Here is a 19,948-nt window from a genome sequence, read left to right on the forward strand (position 1 = left end):
TCCCTCACCGCCGTCGTGCCGGCCAGGCTTCCTCACCCAGGCGCGGGATGCGCAGCGTCACGATCGCACCGGGGCTCAGCCGACCCCGGACCACGCCGCCGTTGCGCCACTGTGCCCGACCAACACGACATCCACCAGTGTGCCCAGGGCGGCGACGACGGCGACCACCAGGGCCAGGCCGATGAGCCAGCGCGGCAGGACTGCACCACGGGTGAGCCGTGGGGCACCCGGGCGCCAGAGGTACGTCCCGATCGCTCCGACGAGCAGCGCGATCACCCAGGGGAGCAGGCTGTCCGCCAGTTGCGCGTGCCGCTCGATCAGAGCGGAGCGGCCCAGCTGATGCTCGAGCTGTTCGCCCGACTGCGTGGTCAGCGGCACCAACAGCAGCGCGGCGGCCGCCAGGGCTACGACGCCCCACCCGAGCCAGCCTCGAAACCTCGGCCAGACGACGTAGGCGAGCACGGCGATCGCGGCCGTCGGGACGATCACGACGGTGGCGTGCACGATCAGGGGATGCAGCGGAAGTCCAAAGATGGTGATCATGGTCGGCTCCTCGACTCGGTCATGGCAGGACCAACCTTCCGCAGGTTTTCTTGGACGTTTCTGAGCGCCGACGGCGGTGCTGGTGCGCTGTCGAGGAGGAGGTGCCACGGGCGCCTGGGCGCCGGTCGGCTGGGTCCGTCAGCCGCGCGAGGCGTCGCGGTCGTCGATGAGGTCCAGGTCGCGGACGGTGAAGCGGTGGTGCTCGCAGTTCTCGGTGAGCACGGTGCCGAGACACCGTCGCACCGTGCGACCTCGGGCCTACGGCGGCCAGACGTCGTCGTCGGGAACGGGTGCGGTCGCCGCGAGTTGCTCCGGCGTGACCGATGCCAGCCACGACGCCAGCTCGGCGGCCTGCGCCCGGCGCACCCCGACCACGTCGTCGAGACTCGGCTCGACCGAGAGGTCGAGACCGTGCGCCTCGCGGTAGGGCTCGACCGAGGGCCCGATGCCCATCGGGGTGAACGGTGCGGTCGAGCCGAGGCAGCAGCGCCGGAACCACGAGTCGTGCACGAAGACGAGGTGCCGCAGCGTCTGCACCGCCGACCACTCGCCGTTGACGCTTTCATGCTCGACGCCGGGTGTCCGGCGGATCAGAGAGATCGTCGCCTCCCAGTCGGCGTCGAGCTGCCGCCAGGCCGCTCGCAGATCGGCGGGCTCGTCGGAGCGGATCAGCACTCGTACGGGATGGCGCCGGTCGAGCTCCGTGCCGACGTACGCGGTCACGTCGACGCCGTTGACGACGAGATGGTCCACAAGGCCGTCGATCGCGACGTCCTGCATGAGGACTCCGACGAATCGCGCCCCGTCGAACTCGCATTCCCGGAACTCGGCACCCTTCAGGTCTTCGTCCATGAATCGCCGCATACCGCCTGACGCTAGGCCGTAGCGCCGGCGGCGGCGGATGGGGGCTCTGATCGCGGGGCCTCGGCGGCGTCACCGGGGGCCGGCGCCCTCCCGGCATGGTGCGCGCGGGCCGACCCTCCCGCGCGGCGGCGGTTCGGCGCGTCAGAAGCCGAAGAGGGACGGCAGGAACGACAGGGCCGCCGCGATGAAGGTGAGCGAGATCGGGGTTCCGTCGGGAATCACGGTGAGCGGGGTGGTGAGGATCATGGCGGTGGATCTCCTTCGGTGGTGTGGACTGGATCCGATGACCGACACTCTGCTGGACGGGGGAGTCCCGGTCAGTCCGCCGATCGACCCTCTGTGCGGGGGAAGCGGCCGTCCCCCGATCGGAGGAGGACTGCGCGCCGCGGGTCTCAGGTGTGGAGTTCGCCCGCGATCACGGTCCGGGCGATCTTGGTGGTGAGCAGCGTGCCGGGGTCGGTGGCGAACGGGGGATCCTCGTCCGGCGAGCCGTCGAAACCATGCTCGCGATGCTCAGAAGCGAACGCCTCCCGGAGCACCGGCCGGAGGTCGGCCGGTTGATCATCCGCGGATCGACCCGGCTCGACGACCGCGTAACAACGCTGTAACACAGTGATCGGCAGACTTGCGGGCATGGACAAGCAGACCGAGTTCGTGTTGCGGGCCATCGAGGAGCGCGACGTCCGGTTCGTTCGGATGTGGTTCACCGACGTACTGGGATTCTTGAAGTCGGTCGCGATCGCGCCGGCCGAGTTGGAGGGCGCATTCGCCGAGGGCCTCGGCTTCGACGGCTCCGCGATCGAGGGGTTCGCCCGGGTCTACGAGTCCGACATGGTGCTCCGGCCCGACCCGTCCACGTTCCAGATCCTGCCGTGGCGCGACACCAGCCCGGCCACCGCCCGGATGTTCTGCGACATCGCGATGCCGGACGGCTCGCCGTCGTACGCGGACCCCCGCTATGTCCTCAAGCGGACCCTGAAGAAGGCCGCCGATCTCGGGTTCACGTTCTACACCCACCCCGAGGTGGAGTTCTTCCTGTTCAAGGATCCGGTGATCCCGGGGGAGCCGCCGGTCCCGGTCGACTCCTCCGGCTACTTCGACCACACCCCGCAGAGCACCGGCAGCGACTTCCGCCGCCGGGCGATCACCATGCTCGAGCAGATGGGCATCTCGGTGGAGTTCTCCCACCACGAGGGCGCGCCCGGTCAGCAGGAGATCGACCTGCGCTACGCCGATGCCTTGTCGATGGCGGACAACCTGATGACCTTCCGGGTGGTGGTCAAGGAGGTCGCCCTGTCCCAGGGGATCAACGCCTCGTTCATGCCCAAGCCGTTCACCGACCACGCCGGCTCGGGGATGCACACCCATATGTCGCTGTTCGAGGGTGACAACAACGCGTTCTACGACGCCAGCGCGGAATACCACCTGTCCAAGACCGCGCGCTACTTCATCGCCGGACTGCTCCGGCACGCCGCGGAGATCACCGCGGTGACGAACCAGTGGGTGAACAGCTACAAGCGGTTGGTCGGGGGCAGCGAGGCGCCGAGCTACATCTGCTGGGGCCGCAACAACCGGTCCGCGCTGGTCCGGGTGCCGATGTACAAGCCGAACAAGGGCGCCTCGGCCCGGGTCGAGCTGCGTTCGGTCGATTCGGCCTGCAACCCGTATCTGGCGTTCGCGCTGATGTTGGCCGCCGGGCTGGCCGGGATCGAAGGCGAGTACGAGCTGCCGGAGGGCGCGGAGGACGACGTTTGGTCGCTCACCGAGCGAGAGCGCCGGGCTCTCGGCATCGAGCCACTGCCGCGCAACCTGGACGAGGCGATCCGGGTGATGGAGCGCTCCGACCTGGTCGCGGAGACCCTCGGCGAGCACGTCTTCGACTTCTTCCTGCGCAACAAGCGGGCGGAGTTCGACGAGTACCGCCGCCAGGTCACCCCGATGGAGCTCCTCCGCCTGCTTCCCGTCCTCTGAGCTCTGTGCCCTGAGCCTGTCGACGGGGCAGCAGCTACGTGCGCTTCGACAGGCTCAGCGCGCGTAGCTGTGCGAACGGCGCACCCGCCCGAACGTGCCCTGAGCCTGTCGAAGGGCGACACGTAGTGACGTCGTCCGACCGACGACGGCTCAACTCAGCAGCGGGAGGACCGGGGACAGGTCGGCCTGCCGGCCGCTGGCCTTGACCGAGCGGGCGGCCCGGGCCTCGGCCCACGACGTACGTCCGGTGGCGAGCCGCAGGAAGGTGACGGCGTCGGTCTCCACCACGTTCGGGGGTGTGCCCCGAGTGTGGGTCGGGCCCGGATCGTCGGGCAGCCCGCACTGCACCGCGGCGTACGGCGGCACCCGGACCTCGATCGAGCGGCCGGGGGACTGCCCGGCCAGGATCGCGGTGAGCGTGCGCGCGGTCGAGCCCAGCGCCGAGCGGTCCAGCGGCACCGGATCGCGGTCGGGCAGCGAGCGGCTGAGGTCGTCGCTGTGGACGACCAGCTCGACCACCCGGGTCTCGGTGAAGTCGAGCGTCGTCGCCGGGCCGCGCGGGGAGTCCAGCGCGACCGGCAGCGGCCCGGCCAGCGCGGTGGCCAGCGACTCCAGCGCCGCGGCGGCGCGCGCCGCCAGCTCCGGTCCGGTGCTGTCGCCGGTCGCGTCGAGGGTCCGCGCCTGGATCTGGTCGGCGTCGCGGCGGTAGCGCCGGACCAGCTCGTCCGCGGGCACCGGACGCTCGGCCGTCGGCCGGCCCAGCAGCAGCTCGAATCCGGCGATGATCAGCACCAGGTGTCCGGTCAGCGTCCGTACGTCCCACTCCGGCAGCACGCTCGGCCGATCGAACTCCCCGGCCGGCAGCGTGCCCAGCCAGTCGACCAGCAGCCGACCCTGGGCCAGCAGGACCGCGCTCGCTCTCGCCTGCTTGTCAGCCATCGCCCCGATCCCTCCGCCCGCCGGTCCGAGCCGCCACGCTACAAGTGGTCCCGGACCGGCGGAGGGCGGGTGGAGCCGCGTTCGCCCCGACCGGCCTACAAGTCGACCGGGCGGAGCACCCGGTCGATCCCGTGCGCGATCTGCCGGTTCCCGCGATTCAGGTTGGGCTGGACGACGTACGGATTCGCGTCGTCGGGGTCGGCATCGACCAGCTTGACGAAGATGCAGTAGCGCACCGAGACCGTGATCGAGGAGCCGGACAGCGCGGTCGACAGCCTCGCCCCGTTGGACCGCAGCGCGGCCCGGTAGGTGATCGTCTTGCCCGGCACCACGTGATAGAGCAGGACGTTCTCGATCGTCGGGATCCCCAGCGACGCGACGTCGGCGAAGACCGCCGACTCGCTGGAGTACGACTTGCCGGTCAGGTCCGAGGCGAGCCGCCGGAACGCCCGATCGGTGGGCAGGAACGCAGTCAGCGGCACCGAACCGTCGGCCAGGACCGCGACCGGCGACTTCGGGTCCGCCGTCAGCACGGCCCGGACGGCGTTGTCGAGGATGTCGTAGTCGTTCCAGTCCTTGTCGAACCCGGAGCCGTCCTTGGCCAGCAGGGCGGCCAGACTCGACTGGCCGAGCCGGTGTTTGCTGTGGGCGTCGGCCGGTGCGGCGGTGATCAGCGCGGCGCCGGCGGTGAGCACCAGACCGGCGGCGAGCGCGGTCAGGCGGCGTACTCCGTTCATGGATCGAACTCCCTTCGAACCGCCCCCGTTGGCGGTCCTTCCGTCACGGCTTTCTCGACGGGCCGGCACAGCGGATGCGCAGTCTGTGATCTGGGTCACGAAAGAATGTCGGCCGGATAGCATCGCCGGGTGGACCGGATCCAGACCACGCAAGGCAGGTTGGCCCGACTGGGCTTCAGCGACTCCGCGACGGCCGAGCGGCTGCTGGCCGAGTGGGGCTCGGAGTCGGCGGAGATCCTCGACCTGCTCGCCGACGTCGCCGACCCGGACCTCGCCCTGTCCACCCTCGACCGGCTGGCCTCCGCCCGGCCGGACCTGCCCGCGATGCTGGTCGGCTCGCCGACCCTCGCCCAGCAACTGACCCGGGTGATGGGCGCCAGCGCGTCGCTCGGGCGGCACCTGATCGCCCATCCCGACCAGGTCGAGCTGCTGGCCGACCCGGTCGTCCAGTCCTCCGCCGGCGAGCTCCGGGCCGAGCTGCTCCGCTCCGTCGGCGCCGATCCGGACTCGACCGCCCCGCAGGCTGAGGACCTCACCGGCGACGGGCTGCGGATCGCCTACCGCGGTGCGCTGCTGCGGATCGCCACCCGCGACCTGTGCGAGCCGGAGCCGATCGAGTCCTTCGACACCGTCGTGGACGAGCTGTCCGATCTCGCCGACGCCACCTTGGAGACGGCGCTGTCGATCGCCCGCGCGCGCTGCGGGCCGGAGGCGCTGAAGTGCCGGCTGGCGGTGATCGCGCTGGGCAAGTGCGGTGCGCAGGAACTCAACTACGTCAGCGACGTCGACGTGCTCTATGTCGCCGAGCCCGTTCTCGGCGAGGACGGCGAACCGCTCATCTCACCCGCGCAGGCGATCACGCTCGCCACCCGGATGGCGGCCGACCTGACCCGGGTCTGCTCCGCCCACACGGCGGCCGGCACGATCTGGGAGGTCGACGCCGCGTTGCGGCCGGAGGGCAAGGCCGGACAGCTGGTCCGGACGTTGTCTAGTCATCGGACGTACTACGAGAAGTGGGCCAAGACCTGGGAGTTCCAGGCCATGCTCAAGGCGCGGCCGGCCTGCGGCGACCTCGCGCTCGGCCAGGACTTCGTCGACCTGGTGGCACCGATGGTGTGGCGGGCCGCCGAGCGGGAGAACTTCGTCGCCGACACCCAGGCCATGCGCAAGCGGGTGATCGAGCACATCCCGGCGAAGGAGGCGACCCGGGAGCTGAAGCTCGGCCGGGGCGGACTGCGCGACGTCGAGTTCTCCGTCCAGCTGCTCCAGCTGGTGCACGGCCGGGTCGACGAGCGGGTCCGGATCCGCGCCACCCTGCCGGCCCTGCGGGCGCTGGTCGAGTGCGGGTACGTCGGCCGCGAGGACGGCAAGAGCCTCGCCCTGTCCTACCGGTTCCTGCGCACGCTGGAGCACCGGGTGCAGCTGTTCAACCTGCGCCGGACCCATCTGCTGCCCGAGGGCGAGGAGGATCTGCGCCGGATCGGCCGCTCCCTCGACTTCGCCGATCCTGCGGCCCGGGTGGAGAGCACCTGGCGGTCCTGCACCCAGCGGGTGCGCGCCCTGCACGAACGGGTCTTCTACTCCCCACTCCTCGGAGCGGTGGCGAGGATCCCGTCCTCGGAGCTGCGGCTGACCACCGACGCCGCCCAGGACCGGCTGCGCGCGCTCGGCTATGCAGACCCGAAGGCGGCGCTGCGGCACATTGCGGCGCTGTCGCAGGGGGTGACCCGGCAGGCCGAGATCCAGCGCCAGCTGCTGCCGGCCATGCTCGGCTGGTTCGCCGCCGGACCGAATCCGGACGCCGGGCTGCTGGCGTTCCGGCAGGTCTCGGAGGCGCTCGGCACCACGCCGTGGTATCTCCGCGCGCTCCGCGACGAGGGGATGATGGCGGAGCGGCTCGCCCGGATCCTCGCCTCGAGCCGGTATGCGGTCTCGCTGCTGACCCGAGCACCGCAGACGGTCCAGATGCTCGCCGACGACGACGAGCTGAAGCCGCGGTCGCTGGCCGACCTCGAGGTCGAGATGCACGCCGCGGCCCGGCGGCAGGAGTCACCGGTCGCCGCGGTGGAGGCGATCCGGGCGATCCGGCGGCGCGAGCTGTTCCGGGTGGCCGCCGGTGACCTGCTCGGCCTGAACGACGTGCTGGCGGTCGGTGAGGCGTTGAGCGAGCTGGCGTCGGCCACGATCGACGCCGCGCTGCAGGTGGCCCGGCGCTCCGCGGAGGCGTCCCGGGTGCCCGAGATCGCGGTGATCGCGATGGGCCGCTGGGGTGGCAGAGAGCTGTCATATGCCTCCGACGCGGACGCCATGTTCGTGATGGACGACGAGGACGTGTCCTCCGGCGACCCGACCAAGATCGCCGGTGCGGTGATCACCGAAATGCGCAAGCTGCTCACCCGGCCGGGCGCCGACCCGGTGCTCAGCGTGGACGCCGACCTGCGGCCGGAGGGCAAGGGCGGTGCCCTGATCCGGTCCCTCGGGGCGTACCGCAACTACTACAGCCGGTGGTCGTCCACCTGGGAGATGCAGGCCCTGATCAGGGCGGATGCTCCGGCCGGGAATCTGGAGCTTGGCCGGGAGCTGCTGGAGCTGATCGACGCGAAGCGGTGGCCGCAGGGCGGGTTGACCTCGGCCCAGCTGTCGGAGATCCGCAAGCTCAAGGCGCGGGTGGAGGCCGAGCGGCTGCCGCGCGGGGCGAATCCGGCCAAGCACACCAAGCTCGGCCCCGGCGGTCTGGCCGACGTCGAGTGGACCGTCCAGCTGCTGCAGCTCCAGCACGGCTATGACCACGAGGCCCTGCGCACCCCGAAGACGATGGTGGCTCTCGGCGCCGCGCGAGACGCGGGGCTGATCCCGGTCGAGGACGCCGGCTACCTGGAGGCGGCCTGGCTGCTGGCCAGCCGGATCCGCAACGCGATCATGCTGGTCCGGGGCCGCGGCTCCGACTCGCTGCCGACCGACACCCGGGAGCTGGCCGCGCTGGCCGAGCTGCTCGGCTACGGCCCGAGCGAGGCATCGCACCTGCTGGCGGACTATCGCCGGGTCACCCGGCGTGCCCGCGGCGTAGTGGACCGGGTGTTCTGGGGCGTCTCCTGAATAATTCTCTCACCTTGCCGATGAGCCACCGTGGGTCGTCCAGGTCGTCGGCGGTGAAGTGAAGCACTCGCCAGCCGGCCGCCTCGATCGCGGTGTGCCGTCGCATGGTGGCGACGAAGTCCGCGTAGTAGCGACCGTGATAGGTCCAACCGTCCAGTTCGATACCCAGTCGCGGCCCGGTGAACGCGACATCGAGGAAGCGGACGCCTTCCTCGAGCTCGACCCGCAGATTGGTGACCCAGCCGGTGATGCCGGCTTCCCGCAGGATCGCGTGCAGCCGGCGCTCCCCGCCGGACCAGCCGCCGTCGCGGGAGTCGAGCAGGGCCCGTGCTCGTTCGGTGTTGCCCGCCCGATACGAGGTCTCAGTCAGCACGCACCGCAGCGTCGCCAGGTCCGCGGCTCCGGCGCGGAGCACGTGGTCGATCACGTCGCCGCCTAGCCGCGGGACCAGGTCGAGGGCGGTGAGCGCGGGGATCGTGACCCGAACCCCTCGGGTCCGGATGACATGGACGGGATCCACCTGCCGTTTCTCGAATCGATATCCGCGCTGGCGCGTCCGTCGCCGCGAGACGGCAGCCTCCACCTCCTCGACGGGCAGATCGGGCCAGAACGTCAATCTCGCCGCCGCACGTCCGATCACGATGCTTGCCGGATCGGCCCGCTGGATCGCCGCCAGTAGGGTCCACGGGTCGTTCCGCAACTCGGGTGGCGCATACCAACCGGGCAGCACGGCGACGAGCTGCCCGCGGGCGCGCAGCCCGTCGAGAACGCGCGCGAGCTCGGGCTGCTCCCGCCGCCCGATCACCCGCCGCTGCGCGAGGATGTGGGCGACGGGATCTGGTAGGCCGGTCATGCCGACACACTCGGGATCTCACCCCCGATCGTGCCGCCCGCGCGGAAATCTGTGGAGACAGCTCGGAACCGGATGAGATCTGTGGACAACCTCAGCCGACGAGACCCGTCCGGCGCACTTCCAGACTGCCCTGATTTCCTCCGGCCGGGCAGGCTTGGCCGTTGGGGTAGGTGGTGGTCACGTCGACGGTGATCGCGTCGAACGTCCGCTGTTTGCCCGCGATTGTCGCCGTGGCACCCACGCTCGTATGGCCCGCGGTCAGTTCGTCGATCGCCGCGAAGCCGACTAGCGTCCCGTCAGGCACAGCTGTCGCGGAGCAGCTGGAGTCGTCGGAGGTCATCGGGCAGTCATCGGCGCGAGTGGTCATCCCTGGCGTCAGCTCGACCGACACCGTGCGGCACTTGCCATCGGAGCAGACGTCCAGGCCGAGCCTCGTCAGGTGGCCGGCAAGATCATCGACCACGACCACTCTGATGCCCGACGGCGACCCGATCTCGGTGCAGGCCGGAGACGGGGACGTACAGCCGGCGAGTGCGAGCAGCAGGAACGCCGCGGCCGTCCGGATCGGTCCGCTGCGCATGCCTCCAGGGTAGAAGCCCGGGGATCGGGTAGTGGGTCTCCGGGCGCCAGCGCGCCGGATCAGGGAGGAAATATGTCGTCGGACGTCGAGATCGGCACGGTCACCACGAACATCCCGGCCCGGTTGGACCGGCTGCCCTGGGCGCGGTTCCACTGGATGGTCATCATCGGGCTGGGCACCGTGTGGATCCTGGACGGCCTCGAGGTGACCATCGTCGGCTCGATGTCGGAGGCGTTGAAGCCCGCCGACACCGGGCTCGGGATGAGCAACTTCGACATCGGCCTGGCCGGCGCGGTCTATGTCGCAGGTGCCTGCCTCGGTGCGCTGGTCTTCGGCCAGCTGACCGACCGGTTCGGCCGGAAGAAGCTGTTCATCATTACCCTGGTGCTGTACACGATCGCGACCGTGCTGACCGCGTTCTCGATGAACCCGATGTGGTACTTCGTCTGCCGGTTCTTCACCGGCGCCGGCATCGGCGGCGAGTACGCGGCGATCAACTCCGCGATCGACGAGCTGATCCCGAAGGATTACCGCGGCCGGGTGGACGTGGTGATCAACGGGTCGTTCTGGGTCGGCGCCGCGGCCGGGGCCCTGCTCACCCTGCCCCTGCTGGATCCGACCCTGGTGAACCCCGCGTACGGCTGGCGGATCGCGTTCGGGCTGGGCGCGGTGCTCGCCGTCGGTGTGCTGCTGGTCCGCCGGCACGTCCCGGAGAGTCCACGCTGGCTGTTCATCCACGGCCGGGAGGACGAGGCGGAGGAGGTGGTCGACGACATCGAGAAGCGGATCAGCGCCGACGGCCACGACCTGGCCGAGCCGGAGGGCACGATCACCGTTCGGCAGCGCCGCTCGATCGGGATGGGGCTGATCGCGAAGACCGTGTTCGCCTCCTACCCCAAACGGACGCTGGTCTGCTTCGCGCTGTTCGTCGGCCAGGCGTTCCTGTACAACGCCTTCTTCTTCACCTACGGCGACACCTTGACCACCTTCCTCGGGGTGAAGCAGACCGGCGGCTACATCGCGGTCTTCGCCGTCAGCAACTTCCTCGGCGCGCTGCTGCTGAGCAAGCTGTTCGACACCGTCGGGCGGCGGCCGATGATCGCGGGCACGTACCTGCTGTCGGGAGTGCTGCTGGCGATCACCGGACTGATCTTGGGCAACCTGACCGCGATCACGCTGACCGCGGCCGGCGCGGTGATCTTCTTCTTCGCCTCCGCCGGCGCCAGTTCGGCGTACCTGACGGTGAGCGAGATCTTCCCGATGGAGACCCGGGCCATGTGCATCGCGTTCTTCTACGCGATCGGTACGGCCGCGGGCGGCATCACCGGTCCGCTGCTGTTCGGTGCGCTCATCCAGAACGCCAGCGGCTCCGGCGACATCACCAAGATCGCGATCGGCTACTACATCGGCGCCGTGCTGATGATCATCGGCGGAGTGATCCAGGCGGTCTTCGGGGTCAAGGCCGAGCGCCAGTCCCTGGAAGACATCGCCAAGCCCCTGACCGCGGCTTAGTTCTTTGTGGGCTCGCGCCCGCTGCGCGCCCCGTTGACTCTCACTTTCTCCCTCACTCACAGCCCCGGCGTTGTGCCGCTGCCGCCGTCGGGGCGGGGCTGTTCGTTCGGTCGGAAATGAGAGCCAGGCGCTCCGCTACCCGACGCTCGCCCACGTGATCTTGTGGGCCGGCGCCCGCTGCGCGCCCCGTTGACCCGCTCGTCCGCGGGAAAGTGTGCAGATCTGGCAGCGACACGCCGGTCGGGGCTGCAACAGCTGCACAGTTTCCGGAGGGGGCAGGACGGGCGGGTTCCGGCGGGAGTGCGGACCTAGCAGACGGCGCGGTGATATGCGCCCAATGTGGCGGCGGCGGTGTTGTCCCAGCTGAAGGCGGAGGCGTGGATCGCCGCGTTGATTCCCAGCCGGAGCGCCTCGTCGGGGTCGTCCAGCACGGCCGCCATCGCCTTGGCCCAGTCGTGCGCACCGTGGCCGGCCACCAGATAGCCGGTCTGGCCGTCGTCGACGGCATGCCGGAGCCCGCCGACGTCGGTCGCCACCACCGGCCGGGCACAGGCCTGGGCCTCCAGCGCGACCAGCCCGAACGACTCGTTGTACGACGGCACCCCGACCAGGTCGGACGCGCAGTACCAGCGGAACAGCTCCGCGCGGGCCGAGTGCGGGCGGAAGTCCACCAGGTCCCCGACCCCGAGCTCCTCGGCCAGCGGGGGCAGCGTCCGGGACCAGTCCGCATCGGGCCCGCTCGGGCTGCCGATGATGATCAGCCGCAGCCGCTCGCGGCGGTCCGGATCGGCCCGGACCAGCTCGGCCACCGCCTTGATCAACACGTCCGGTGCCTTCAGCGGTTGCACCCGGCCGACGAACAAGATCACCTGCGCGCGCAGCGGCACACCCAGCTGCGCCCGTGACTTCGGCTGGTCGCAGGGATGGAACGTGTGCAGGTCCACGCCGGGCGGCACCACGGTGATCTGGTCCGGTCGCGCGCCGTAGTGGGTGATCAGCTCCGCCGCCTCGTCACCGGTGTTGGCCGTCAGCCCGTCGGCGGCCGCCACGATCGCGGCCTCGCCCCGGTCCCGGACGTCCGGCTCGGCCTGCTGCGCCCCACCGAGCGCCGCGTTCTTCACCCGGGCCATCGTGTGCATGGTGTGCACCAACGGCAGCCCGTGGCGCTGTTTCAGCTCCAGCCCGGCCACGCCGGACAGCCAGTAGTGGGAGTGCACCAGGTCGTACCGCTCGATCACCGGCTCGAGCGCGGCCGCGAAGTCCGGCACCAGCCGGGGCAGCGCCTCCTTGGGCACCGGGCCGCGCGGCCCGACCGGCAGATGCACCACCCGGGTGTGCTCGTTCAGCTCGACCACGTCCGGTCCGTCGGAGTCGGCCCGGGTGAAGACGTCGACCTTGAGCCCGCGCTCGCCGAGCCGCCGGGCGAGCTCACCGACGTACACATTGAGGCCGCCGGCATCACCGACCCCCGGCGTCGCCAGCGGCGAGGTGTGCAAGCTGATCATCGCGACCCGCCGCGGGTAACCGAGCGTCACGCCTCACCTCCACGGACCCACTCGTGCCTGGGTCACCGCCGAACGAGCGTACCCCCGCCCCTTCCGTCCCGGAAAACTGTGCGGCTGTTGCAGCGACACGCCGACGCGGGCTGCGAGAGCTGCACAGTTTCCCAGAGCGGTGCCGGGGGGAGACGGGTGGCGGCAACTAGGGTTCCTGCATGGCCGGCGTGACGATCGAGGTGCTCGCCGCACCTCAGCTGAATCACGCGATGGCCCACAACGGGCTGCCGTTCCTGCACCGGATCGTGGTCGCGTCGACCAGCCCGCTGTCCGAGATCCTGGTCAGCGCCCGGGTGGTGGACGCGTTCGGCACCGTGCTGAGCCGGCCGTGGCAGCACTTCGCCGAGCGGCTCGATCCCGGCGTGCCGCTGGCGATCGAGCAGCCGGCCGTACGCCCCGACCCGGCCTATCTGGCCGGCGTCGAGGAGGAGACCGCTGCCGAGATCGTCGTCGAGGTCGCCGCCGGCGGTACGTCGATCGCGAGCGGTACCCACCCGATCCGGGTGCTCGCGGCCCGGCAGTGGGTCCTCGACCCGGCCTCGCCGGTGTTGTCCCTGGAGCTGCTGGCGGCCTTCGTCCAGCCGAACCATCCCGCGCTGTCGCCGCTGATCTCCGAGGCGGCGCGGCTGCTCGCCGACGCCACCGGGAGCGGCTCGCTGGGCGTCCACTACGCCGAGCCGGAGCGGATCGACGAGATCGTCGCCGCCGTCTTCACCGCCGTGCACGACCGGCAGGTCTTCTACGCCGAGCCGCCGGCGAGCTGGGGCTACGGCCAGAAGGTCCGGACTCCCGGCGACGTCCTGACCGACCGGGTCGGGACCTGCCTGGACACCACCCTGCTGCTCGCCTCCGCGCTGGAGCACGTCGGGGTCACACCGGTGCTCTGGATGGCACTGGGTCATGCCTTCCTCGGCTACTGGCGCGAGCCCGAGCATGGCCTGCCGGACGCCGCGACGACGCAGGTCGCGGTGCCCGCCAACGCGGTCGACCTGGAGCTGATGGGCGTCCTCGAGACGACCATGGTCACCCGCGAGCGCCGGCCGCCCCGCGACCTGGTCCGCCGTGCCCGGCAGGCGCCGCGGGATCACTACTTCCTCGGCGGTACGTCCGAGCTGCTCGGCGTCGTCGACATCGGGATGGCGCGGATGTTGCACGTCTATCCGCTGCCCGCGCGGCGGGAGCGGGCCGACGGTGTGGTCGAGGTGATCGAGTACGTCCCGCCGGCCCAGCCGTCCACGCCGCCGGGTTCGAGCGCCGGCACCGCCGACGCGCCGGTTCGCACCAGACCCGCCGCCGAGCCGGTGCCGCCGCGGGTGCAGGCCTGGAAGAACGCGCTGCTCGACCTGACGTTGCGCAACAAGCTGCTCAACCTGCGCCAGCCGATGACCCAGGTGCCGCTGCTGCTGCCGCCGGAGCACCTGGGTGCGCTGGCCGACCAGCTCCAGGACGGACGTACGGTGTCGGTCCGGGCGGTCGACGACCTCACCGGGGCGGTGGTCACCGAGGGCGCCGGCGACGCGTACGCCCTCCCCGCCGACGTCCAGCGGGCGATGCTGGTCGGCAAGTCGACCATCTACTCCGGGCACGCCCGGGGCGATCACGAACGGGCGTTCGCCCGGCTGCGCTACCGGGCTCGGACCGGCCGGGAGGAGACCGGCGCCAACCCGCTGATGCTCACCCTCGGCCGGCTGGACTGGGAGCTCGGCGACCGCAAGCTGGCGGCCCCGCTGCTGCTCCTGCCGGTCGACATCAAGGGCGTGGTGATGCCGTTCCGGCTGGCCGCGGACCCGGCCGGCGCGGTCAGCGTCAACCTGTCCCTGCTGGAGAAGCTGCGGGTCGAGTTCGGCTTCACGGTGCCGGGCCTGGACGAGCTGCCGACCCGGGCCGACGGGGAGGGGGTCGACGTCGGCGCGGCGATCAAGACGTTCCGGGAGGCGATCGCGGCGTCCGGGCTGGCGTTCCGGGTGGAGAGCGAGGCCCGGCTGATCATCGGCGGCTTCACCGGGTTCCTGCTCTGGCGCGATCTGGACGAGCACTGGGAACGGTTCGTCCAGCGACCGCTGGTCCGGCAGCTGTTGGACGGCCGGATCACGGACCTGCCCGAACCGGACCGGCCGACCCGCGCCGCGCTCGACGACCCCGCGGGGGTCGCCCGCTTGGACGGAATCGTGGCCGCGGCGCCGATCCCGGCGGACGGGTCCCAGGCGCAGGCCATCGCCGCCGCGCGCGCCGGGCAGAGCTTCGTGCTCGAGGGCCCGCCGGGCACGGGCAAGTCGCAGACAATCACCAACATCCTGGCCGATCAGATGACCCAGGGTCGCCGGGTGATGTTCGTCGCCGAGAAGGGCGCCGCGCTGGACGTGGTCCGGCACCGGCTGGGCGAGATCGGCCTGCTCCCGTATGCCCTCGACCTGCACGACCACAACGCCCGCCCGGCCGAGGTTCGGGCCCGGTTGAAGACCGCGCTGGCCCAACGCGTACGTCCCGACCTGGACGGCTATCGCGCCGCGCTCGGCGAGGTCGAGGGTTCGGCCTCGGGGCTGCGGACGTACGCCGAACGGCTGCACCGCCCGAACCGTGCCGGGCTGTCGCTGTGGAGCGCCCGCGCGACCGCGCTGGCCCGTGGCACGGGACCGTCGCTGACGGTCTCGCCGGCCGTGCTCGGCGACGAGACCGACGACGCCGGGCCGGGGTTGGACGAGCTCCGCCGGGTCGTCGTCGGTGCGACCGGCGACCTGGCCGTCCTCGACCCGGAAACGGTCCTGGCCTGGGGCTTCGTCGGGGGTGGTCCGGAGCCGGTCGACCAGGCCGGATTGATCGCGGCGCTGCCGGCGGCCGAGGCGGCGCTCGCATGCGCGCTGTCGGCAGCCGACAGCAGCCTTCCCGGCTCGCGCGAGCTGCTCCGGCAGGCGCGGGACTGGCAGGAGCTGACCGATCTGAGCCGGCTGCTGTCCGCGGTCGGCAGCGGTGACGTGCTGGCCGAGCTGACCACCGCCCGCTGGTCGGCCGCCCGGGCCGAGCTGTCGGCGCGCACCGCCGCGCTGCAGCAGTCGGCCGGCACCGACCTGGCCGACTTCGCGCCTACCGTGCTCGACGTGGACCTCGAGCCGGTCCGGCAGGCGTTGCGGGTGGCTCAGGCGTCGTTCTTCCTCGGCCGCAAGGGCCGCCTCGTGGCGGCCGCGGCCCCGGTGCTGGCCCACCTCCGCCCGGGCCGGACCGTGCCGCCCAAGGAACTTCCTGCCCGGGTCGACCGGCTGGCCGGACTCGCCGGACAGCATGCTGCTCTGCTCCAGAGCTGGCAGGCGCTGCCCGGGATTGGGTGGCTGCCGCCGCTGAATCTGCTCGCGCCCGAGGGCGCCGACCGGCTCGCGCACGAGTTGTCCGTTCTCGACGCGCACCGGGACGCGTTCGGCCGGCTCGAGCCGAGTGTCACCGCCCGGGTGCTGACCGTCCGTCGCGACGAGCCGCCGCTCGCCGGCCCTGTCCAGGCTGCGTTGACCGAGGCACTGGCCAGGATGGCACCGGTGCTCGCCGCCGCGCGCAGTCGGGTGCTCGACCAGCGCGCGTACGGCGGGACCGGTCTGCTCGCCGCCTGGAACGCCGGGTCCGCCGCGCGCTCGGCGGACCTGCCGAACGCCGGCGGTCTGCGCCGCTGGGTGCGCGCGGCGGCCGCGGTCGACGCGCTGGCCGCGGACCTGCCGGAGGCACGGTGGCAGCTGCTCGCCGGGGAGGTGCCGAGCTCGGACGCGGTGGCCGCGCTGGAACGCGGACTGGCGCAAGGCTCTCAGGCCGAGCGTTGGGAGGCCGGCGGATTCCGGGCGTTCGACGCCGGTGCCCAGGACCGGTCGATCGGACGCTTCCTGAGCGGGAGCGACGCGGTCCGCTCGGCGCTCACCACCGTGCTGCCGGGGTCACTGATCGACGCGCGACCGTTCGGCACCGGCACGGTGTTCGGCCGGGTGGGGGCGCTGGAGCGTGAGATCGGACGGACCCGGGGTGGCCTCAGCGTTCGGTCGCTGATCAGCACCTACGGCGAGGTGATCTCGGCCATCACCCCCTGCGTCTTGGTGAGCCCGGACTCGCTGGCCCGGTTCATCGCGCCGGACGCGATGGAGTTCGACCTGGTGGTGTTCGACGAGGCGTCCCAGATCACCGTGCCGGACGCGATCGGCGCGCTGGGCCGGGCCGCGGCGTGCGTCGTGGCCGGCGACTCCAAACAGATGCCGCCCTATTCCTTCGCCCAGCTGGGCAGCGACGACGAGGTGGTCGACACCGACCGATCCGACTTCTTGCTCGTGCCGGACGAGGAAAGCATCCTGTCCGAGTGCGTGCAGGCCGGGCTGCCCCGGCTGTGGCTGTCGTGGCACTACCGCAGCCGCGACGAGAGCCTGATCAGCTTCTCCAATGCGCAGTACTACGAGGGCCGGCTGTCCTCGTTCCCCGCGTTCCCGGGGCAGGCGCTGGACACCGGGATCAGCTTCACCCGGGTGCCGGGGACGTTCCTGCGCTCCGGTCGGAAGGGGACCGACAAGGGGCTGGTGCGGACGAATCCGGTCGAGGCGACGGCCGTGGTGGAGGAGGTGCTGCGTCGCTGGCGGCAGCGGGAGCGCTCGATCGGTGTGGTCACCTTCAACATCCAGCAGCGAGCGCTGATCGAGCGGATGCTCTGGGACAGCGACGTCGACGGGGTGCGCGAGGCGCTGGCGCTGAAGGACGACGGGCTGTTCGTGAAGAATCTGGAGAACGTGCAGGGCGACGAGCGGGACGTGATCGTGTTCTCCACCGGCTTCTCCGTCGGCGAGGACGGCGTGCTCCCGCTGAACTTCGGCCCGCTGAACCGTTCCGGCGGCGAGCGGCGGCTCAACGTCGCCGTGACCCGGGCCCGGCGCCGGGTGATGGTGTTCTCCTCGTTCGAGCCGGAGGACCTGCGGACCGAGCAGACCTCGTCGGTCGGGATCCAGCACCTGCGGGCCTATCTAGAGCAGGCGAAGCACGGGGCCCCCGCGCGAGCCCGCAGCGAGGTCGCCGTGGACCGGCACGCGGAGCAGATCGCGGCCGCGCTGCGGGCCGCCGGGTGCGTCGTGCAGACCGAGGTCGGACTCTCGGAGTTCCTGATCGACCTGGCAGTGGCCGCACCGGGGCGCGGCGAGACGCCAACACTGGCCGTGCTGCTGGACGGCCCGGCCTGGGCCGCGCGGGTGACCACGGGGGACCGCGACGGCGCCCCGGTCAGCGTCTTGAGCGAGATCATGGGCTGGCCCGGGATCGCTCGGGTGTGGCTGCCGGCCTGGCTGTCGGACCCGGACGCGGTGGTCCGGGACCTGGTGGCCCGGGCGCAGGCATCGTCGGACGTCACCCGAGCGGTCGGCGAGAGCGAGGCGTCCACGACCTGGGCGACCTATCAAGCCGACGAAACCCGAGAATCCGACCCTCGCGAGCCGGAGCCGGCGAACGCCACGCTGGGCGAGGCTGCCGACGCAGTGACGACTGACGACTTTTCGGGTTCGACCGGGTCGGACGGTTCCGAGCCCTATCGGGAGAGCGAGCTCGGTCCTTTTCCGGCCGGCGTCCTGGAGCGGCTGGACGACGACGCCGGCGCCCGGCAACGGGTCGCTGAGCTGATGGCGGCGATCATCGCCGAGTCCGGCCCGATCAGCGTCGAGCGACTCGGTCGGCGGGTGGTGCGGGCCTACGGCCGCACCCGCCTGGTCAACGAGCGGCGTGCTCAGGTCCGGGCGCTGCTGTCGCCGGACGTCCGCCGGGACCGCGAGGAGGGCTTCGTCTGGCCCGCCGAGCGCGACCCGCGGGACTGGACCGGCTTCCGCACCTCCGACGACCTCAAGGTCCGGCCGCTCGCCGACATCGCGTTGGTCGAAATCGCCAACGCGATGGCCCACGTCGCCGCGCAGGCGATGGGGATCGGCGAGGACGAACTGTTCCGGCAGACCTACAAGCTGTTCGGCGGCAACCGGCTGACCGAGCCGGCCCGGGAACGGCTGGCGGCGGCGCTCAGCGTCGGGGTCGCCCGGGAACGGCTGGCCGTCCGGGGTGAGGTTGTGACGGCGATCGGCTGATCGGTCGTCGGTTGTCGGTTGTCCACAGGTTTCGGGCATCACCAAGCGTCGTCCACAGATTTTGCCGGGGGTGGCACGAAGGGGCGGTCGCTCAGGAGTGTGCGGGCATGAACAACATCATCGATGGAACGACACCGACCGCCGCCCGGACGTACGCCACGGACATGCTGCGCGCCCTGATCGTCGGCATCGTGACGATCGGAGTCGCCCTCTTCAGTCTGCCGGCCGGCACGGCCAGCGCGGAGCCACCACTCGCGGCACGGGTCACGTCGCCCGCCAGGATCAGGTTCGACGCGAGCGTCAGCGCGTCGCAGTACGCGGCGCTGAAGATCGCCCGGGATGTGATCAACAAGGACACCAAAGGAAGGACGCTCGACTACAAGAAGGCAAGGAAGCGCTTCGGCAAGCACTCGACGTATCGCCGCGAGCTGGCCGCTGCCTGGCTCACCTCGGGAGGCCGGATCAAGAACATCAGCAAGGCCGAGTCGAAGAAGGTGACAAAGTACCGGCCCAAGAGCAACAAGACCGCCGCCAAGGGTCTGGCATCGGCGGGCACCGGCACCAACTGCACCGGCGACACGACCTACTTCACCTTCGGACCGGGAGCCCCGAACTACTACTTCTACGACTCCTGCGACACCGAGGACATCAAGACGGGTCTTACCTTGTGCATGATCGGTGCCGTGCTGGTGGCCGCAATCCTGCAGCATGTCGGGATCCGAGCCGGCATGGCCATCCTCATCGCGGGCTGTGGCGCGACAAGTGCGCTGATAGGCAACGCGCAGGCGAAGAGCCGGAAACACGCGATCATCATCCTGACCAAGAGCTTCTACGTCGCCAAAGGCAACCGATATGTTGCTCCCGTGGAGCTCCGATCACAGTGACCTGGTACGAGCATGCGGACCGTATCGGCTGCCGAGCGATCGTGCCGCTGGGTGGGGTGGCCCTGATCACCGTGTTGTCGCTGGGTCTCAGTGCGCCGATAACGTTGATCACCGTCGGCCTAGTGGTTGTGGTCATGCTGATCTGGGCCATCGGCAGCGGTCTTACTCACGCACGCCGCAGAGCAGCCAGCGGCTCTCGCTGACCGGACACGTCCCGACCCTCGAGCAGTTCTAGCTCCGGAGGCTGCCGCTGACCAGGCATGATGCAGGCTCAGCGGCGCCGAGGGCTGCGTGCGACCGGACGAGTGTCGCCTGGTCGCAGACACACGAAGGCCCCCG

14 protein-coding genes are annotated in these 19,948 nt (G+C 71.0%); 6 read left to right on the forward strand and 8 right to left on the reverse strand.

Features of this window, described 5'->3' with window-relative positions:
- Positions 1-75 precede the first annotated feature (75 nt).
- From ABD747_RS09675 to ABD747_RS09685, 3 genes are all read right to left on the reverse strand, one after another.
- Positions 76-543, reverse strand: a complete 468-nt coding sequence (locus tag ABD747_RS09675; RefSeq protein WP_344803830.1) for a DUF2231 domain-containing protein — start codon at positions 541-543, stop codon at positions 76-78.
- A 258-nt stretch (positions 544-801) separates the two neighbouring features.
- Positions 802-1,395: a DinB family protein gene (locus ABD747_RS09680; protein WP_344803832.1), complete on the reverse strand. Its 594-nt coding sequence runs from the start codon at positions 1,393-1,395 to the stop codon at positions 802-804.
- 404 nt (positions 1,396-1,799) lie between these two features.
- A complete protein-coding gene (locus tag ABD747_RS09685; RefSeq protein WP_344803834.1) occupies positions 1,800-2,042 on the reverse strand; it encodes a hypothetical protein in 243 nt (80 codons plus the stop codon).
- On the opposite strand from ABD747_RS09685, the gene ABD747_RS09690 reads away from it, so the two are divergent.
- A complete protein-coding gene (locus tag ABD747_RS09690) occupies positions 2,041-3,378 on the forward strand; it encodes a glutamine synthetase family protein (RefSeq protein WP_344803836.1) in 1,338 nt (445 codons plus the stop codon). The two genes, ABD747_RS09685 and ABD747_RS09690, sit on opposite strands and share 2 nt — an antisense overlap.
- Before the next feature lie 150 nt (positions 3,379-3,528).
- Here the strand turns inward: ABD747_RS09690 and ABD747_RS09695 are convergent, their stop codons facing one another.
- Entirely contained in the window at positions 3,529-4,317 is a 789-nt protein-coding gene (locus ABD747_RS09695) for a sterol carrier family protein (protein WP_344803839.1), read from the reverse strand.
- Between the two features lie 95 nt (positions 4,318-4,412).
- Entirely contained in the window at positions 4,413-5,054 is a 642-nt protein-coding gene (locus tag ABD747_RS09700; RefSeq protein ID WP_344803841.1) for a fasciclin domain-containing protein, read from the reverse strand.
- Between the two features lie 129 nt (positions 5,055-5,183).
- On the opposite strand from ABD747_RS09700, the gene ABD747_RS09705 reads away from it, so the two are divergent.
- Positions 5,184-8,150 (forward strand): bifunctional [glutamine synthetase] adenylyltransferase/[glutamine synthetase]-adenylyl-L-tyrosine phosphorylase, encoded by a 2,967-nt coding sequence (locus ABD747_RS09705; protein WP_344803843.1) that lies wholly within the window; start codon positions 5,184-5,186, stop codon positions 8,148-8,150.
- On the opposite strand, the gene ABD747_RS09710 is transcribed toward ABD747_RS09705, so the two are convergent.
- The gene (locus ABD747_RS09710) at positions 8,098-9,003 is read right to left on the reverse strand and encodes a hypothetical protein (protein ID WP_344803845.1); all 906 of its coding nucleotides are present in this window, start codon (positions 9,001-9,003) and stop codon (positions 8,098-8,100) included. The genes ABD747_RS09705 and ABD747_RS09710 overlap by 53 nt on opposite strands.
- Before the next feature lie 91 nt (positions 9,004-9,094).
- Positions 9,095-9,583, reverse strand: coding sequence for a hypothetical protein (locus tag ABD747_RS09715; RefSeq protein ID WP_344803847.1), 489 nt, complete (start codon positions 9,581-9,583; stop codon positions 9,095-9,097).
- A gap of 72 nt (positions 9,584-9,655) precedes the next feature.
- On the opposite strand from ABD747_RS09715, the gene ABD747_RS09720 reads away from it, so the two are divergent.
- The gene (locus ABD747_RS09720) at positions 9,656-11,095 is read left to right on the forward strand and encodes an MFS transporter (RefSeq protein ID WP_344803849.1); all 1,440 of its coding nucleotides are present in this window, start codon (positions 9,656-9,658) and stop codon (positions 11,093-11,095) included.
- Between the two features lie 308 nt (positions 11,096-11,403).
- Here the strand turns inward: ABD747_RS09720 and mshA are convergent, their stop codons facing one another.
- The gene (gene mshA, locus ABD747_RS09725) at positions 11,404-12,630 is read right to left on the reverse strand and encodes a D-inositol-3-phosphate glycosyltransferase (RefSeq protein WP_344803851.1); all 1,227 of its coding nucleotides are present in this window, start codon (positions 12,628-12,630) and stop codon (positions 11,404-11,406) included.
- Between the two features lie 179 nt (positions 12,631-12,809).
- On the opposite strand from mshA, the gene ABD747_RS09730 reads away from it, so the two are divergent.
- From ABD747_RS09730 to ABD747_RS09740, 3 genes are all read left to right on the forward strand, one after another.
- Positions 12,810-18,725: a DUF4011 domain-containing protein gene (locus tag ABD747_RS09730; protein WP_344803853.1), complete on the forward strand. Its 5,916-nt coding sequence runs from the start codon at positions 12,810-12,812 to the stop codon at positions 18,723-18,725.
- A gap of 107 nt (positions 18,726-18,832) precedes the next feature.
- The gene (locus tag ABD747_RS09735; RefSeq protein ID WP_344803855.1) at positions 18,833-19,609 is read left to right on the forward strand and encodes a hypothetical protein; all 777 of its coding nucleotides are present in this window, start codon (positions 18,833-18,835) and stop codon (positions 19,607-19,609) included.
- Positions 19,606-19,812: a hypothetical protein gene (locus ABD747_RS09740; protein ID WP_344803857.1), complete on the forward strand. Its 207-nt coding sequence runs from the start codon at positions 19,606-19,608 to the stop codon at positions 19,810-19,812. The genes ABD747_RS09735 and ABD747_RS09740 overlap by 4 nt, the downstream gene beginning before the upstream one ends.
- Positions 19,813-19,948: the final 136 nt, after the last annotated feature.

Origin of the sequence: Microlunatus ginsengisoli, assembly GCF_039537205.1 — a bacterium.
GTDB classification, from domain to species: Bacteria; Actinomycetota; Actinomycetes; order Propionibacteriales; family Propionibacteriaceae; genus Microlunatus; species Microlunatus ginsengisoli.

Bases quoted from the DNA above. Each gene is read 5' to 3' on its own strand.
- ABD747_RS09675 (WP_344803830.1), bottom strand. From the start codon at position 543: ATGATCACCATCTTTGGACTTCCGCTGCATCCCCTGATCGTGCACGCC.
- ABD747_RS09685 (WP_344803834.1), bottom strand. From the start codon at position 2,042: ATGCCCGCAAGTCTGCCGATCACTGTGTTACAGCGTTGTTACGCGGTC.
- ABD747_RS09720 (WP_344803849.1), top strand. From the start codon at position 9,656: ATGTCGTCGGACGTCGAGATCGGCACGGTCACCACGAACATCCCGGCC.
- ABD747_RS09715 (WP_344803847.1), bottom strand. From the start codon at position 9,583: ATGCGCAGCGGACCGATCCGGACGGCCGCGGCGTTCCTGCTGCTCGCA.
- ABD747_RS09695 (WP_344803839.1), bottom strand. From the start codon at position 4,317: ATGGCTGACAAGCAGGCGAGAGCGAGCGCGGTCCTGCTGGCCCAGGGT.
- ABD747_RS09680 (WP_344803832.1), bottom strand. From the start codon at position 1,395: ATGGACGAAGACCTGAAGGGTGCCGAGTTCCGGGAATGCGAGTTCGAC.
- ABD747_RS09710 (WP_344803845.1), bottom strand. From the start codon at position 9,003: ATGACCGGCCTACCAGATCCCGTCGCCCACATCCTCGCGCAGCGGCGG.
- ABD747_RS09690 (WP_344803836.1), top strand. From the start codon at position 2,041: ATGGACAAGCAGACCGAGTTCGTGTTGCGGGCCATCGAGGAGCGCGAC.
- ABD747_RS09735 (WP_344803855.1), top strand. From the start codon at position 18,833: ATGAACAACATCATCGATGGAACGACACCGACCGCCGCCCGGACGTAC.
- ABD747_RS09700 (WP_344803841.1), bottom strand. From the start codon at position 5,054: ATGAACGGAGTACGCCGCCTGACCGCGCTCGCCGCCGGTCTGGTGCTC.
- ABD747_RS09730 (WP_344803853.1), top strand. From the start codon at position 12,810: ATGGCCGGCGTGACGATCGAGGTGCTCGCCGCACCTCAGCTGAATCAC.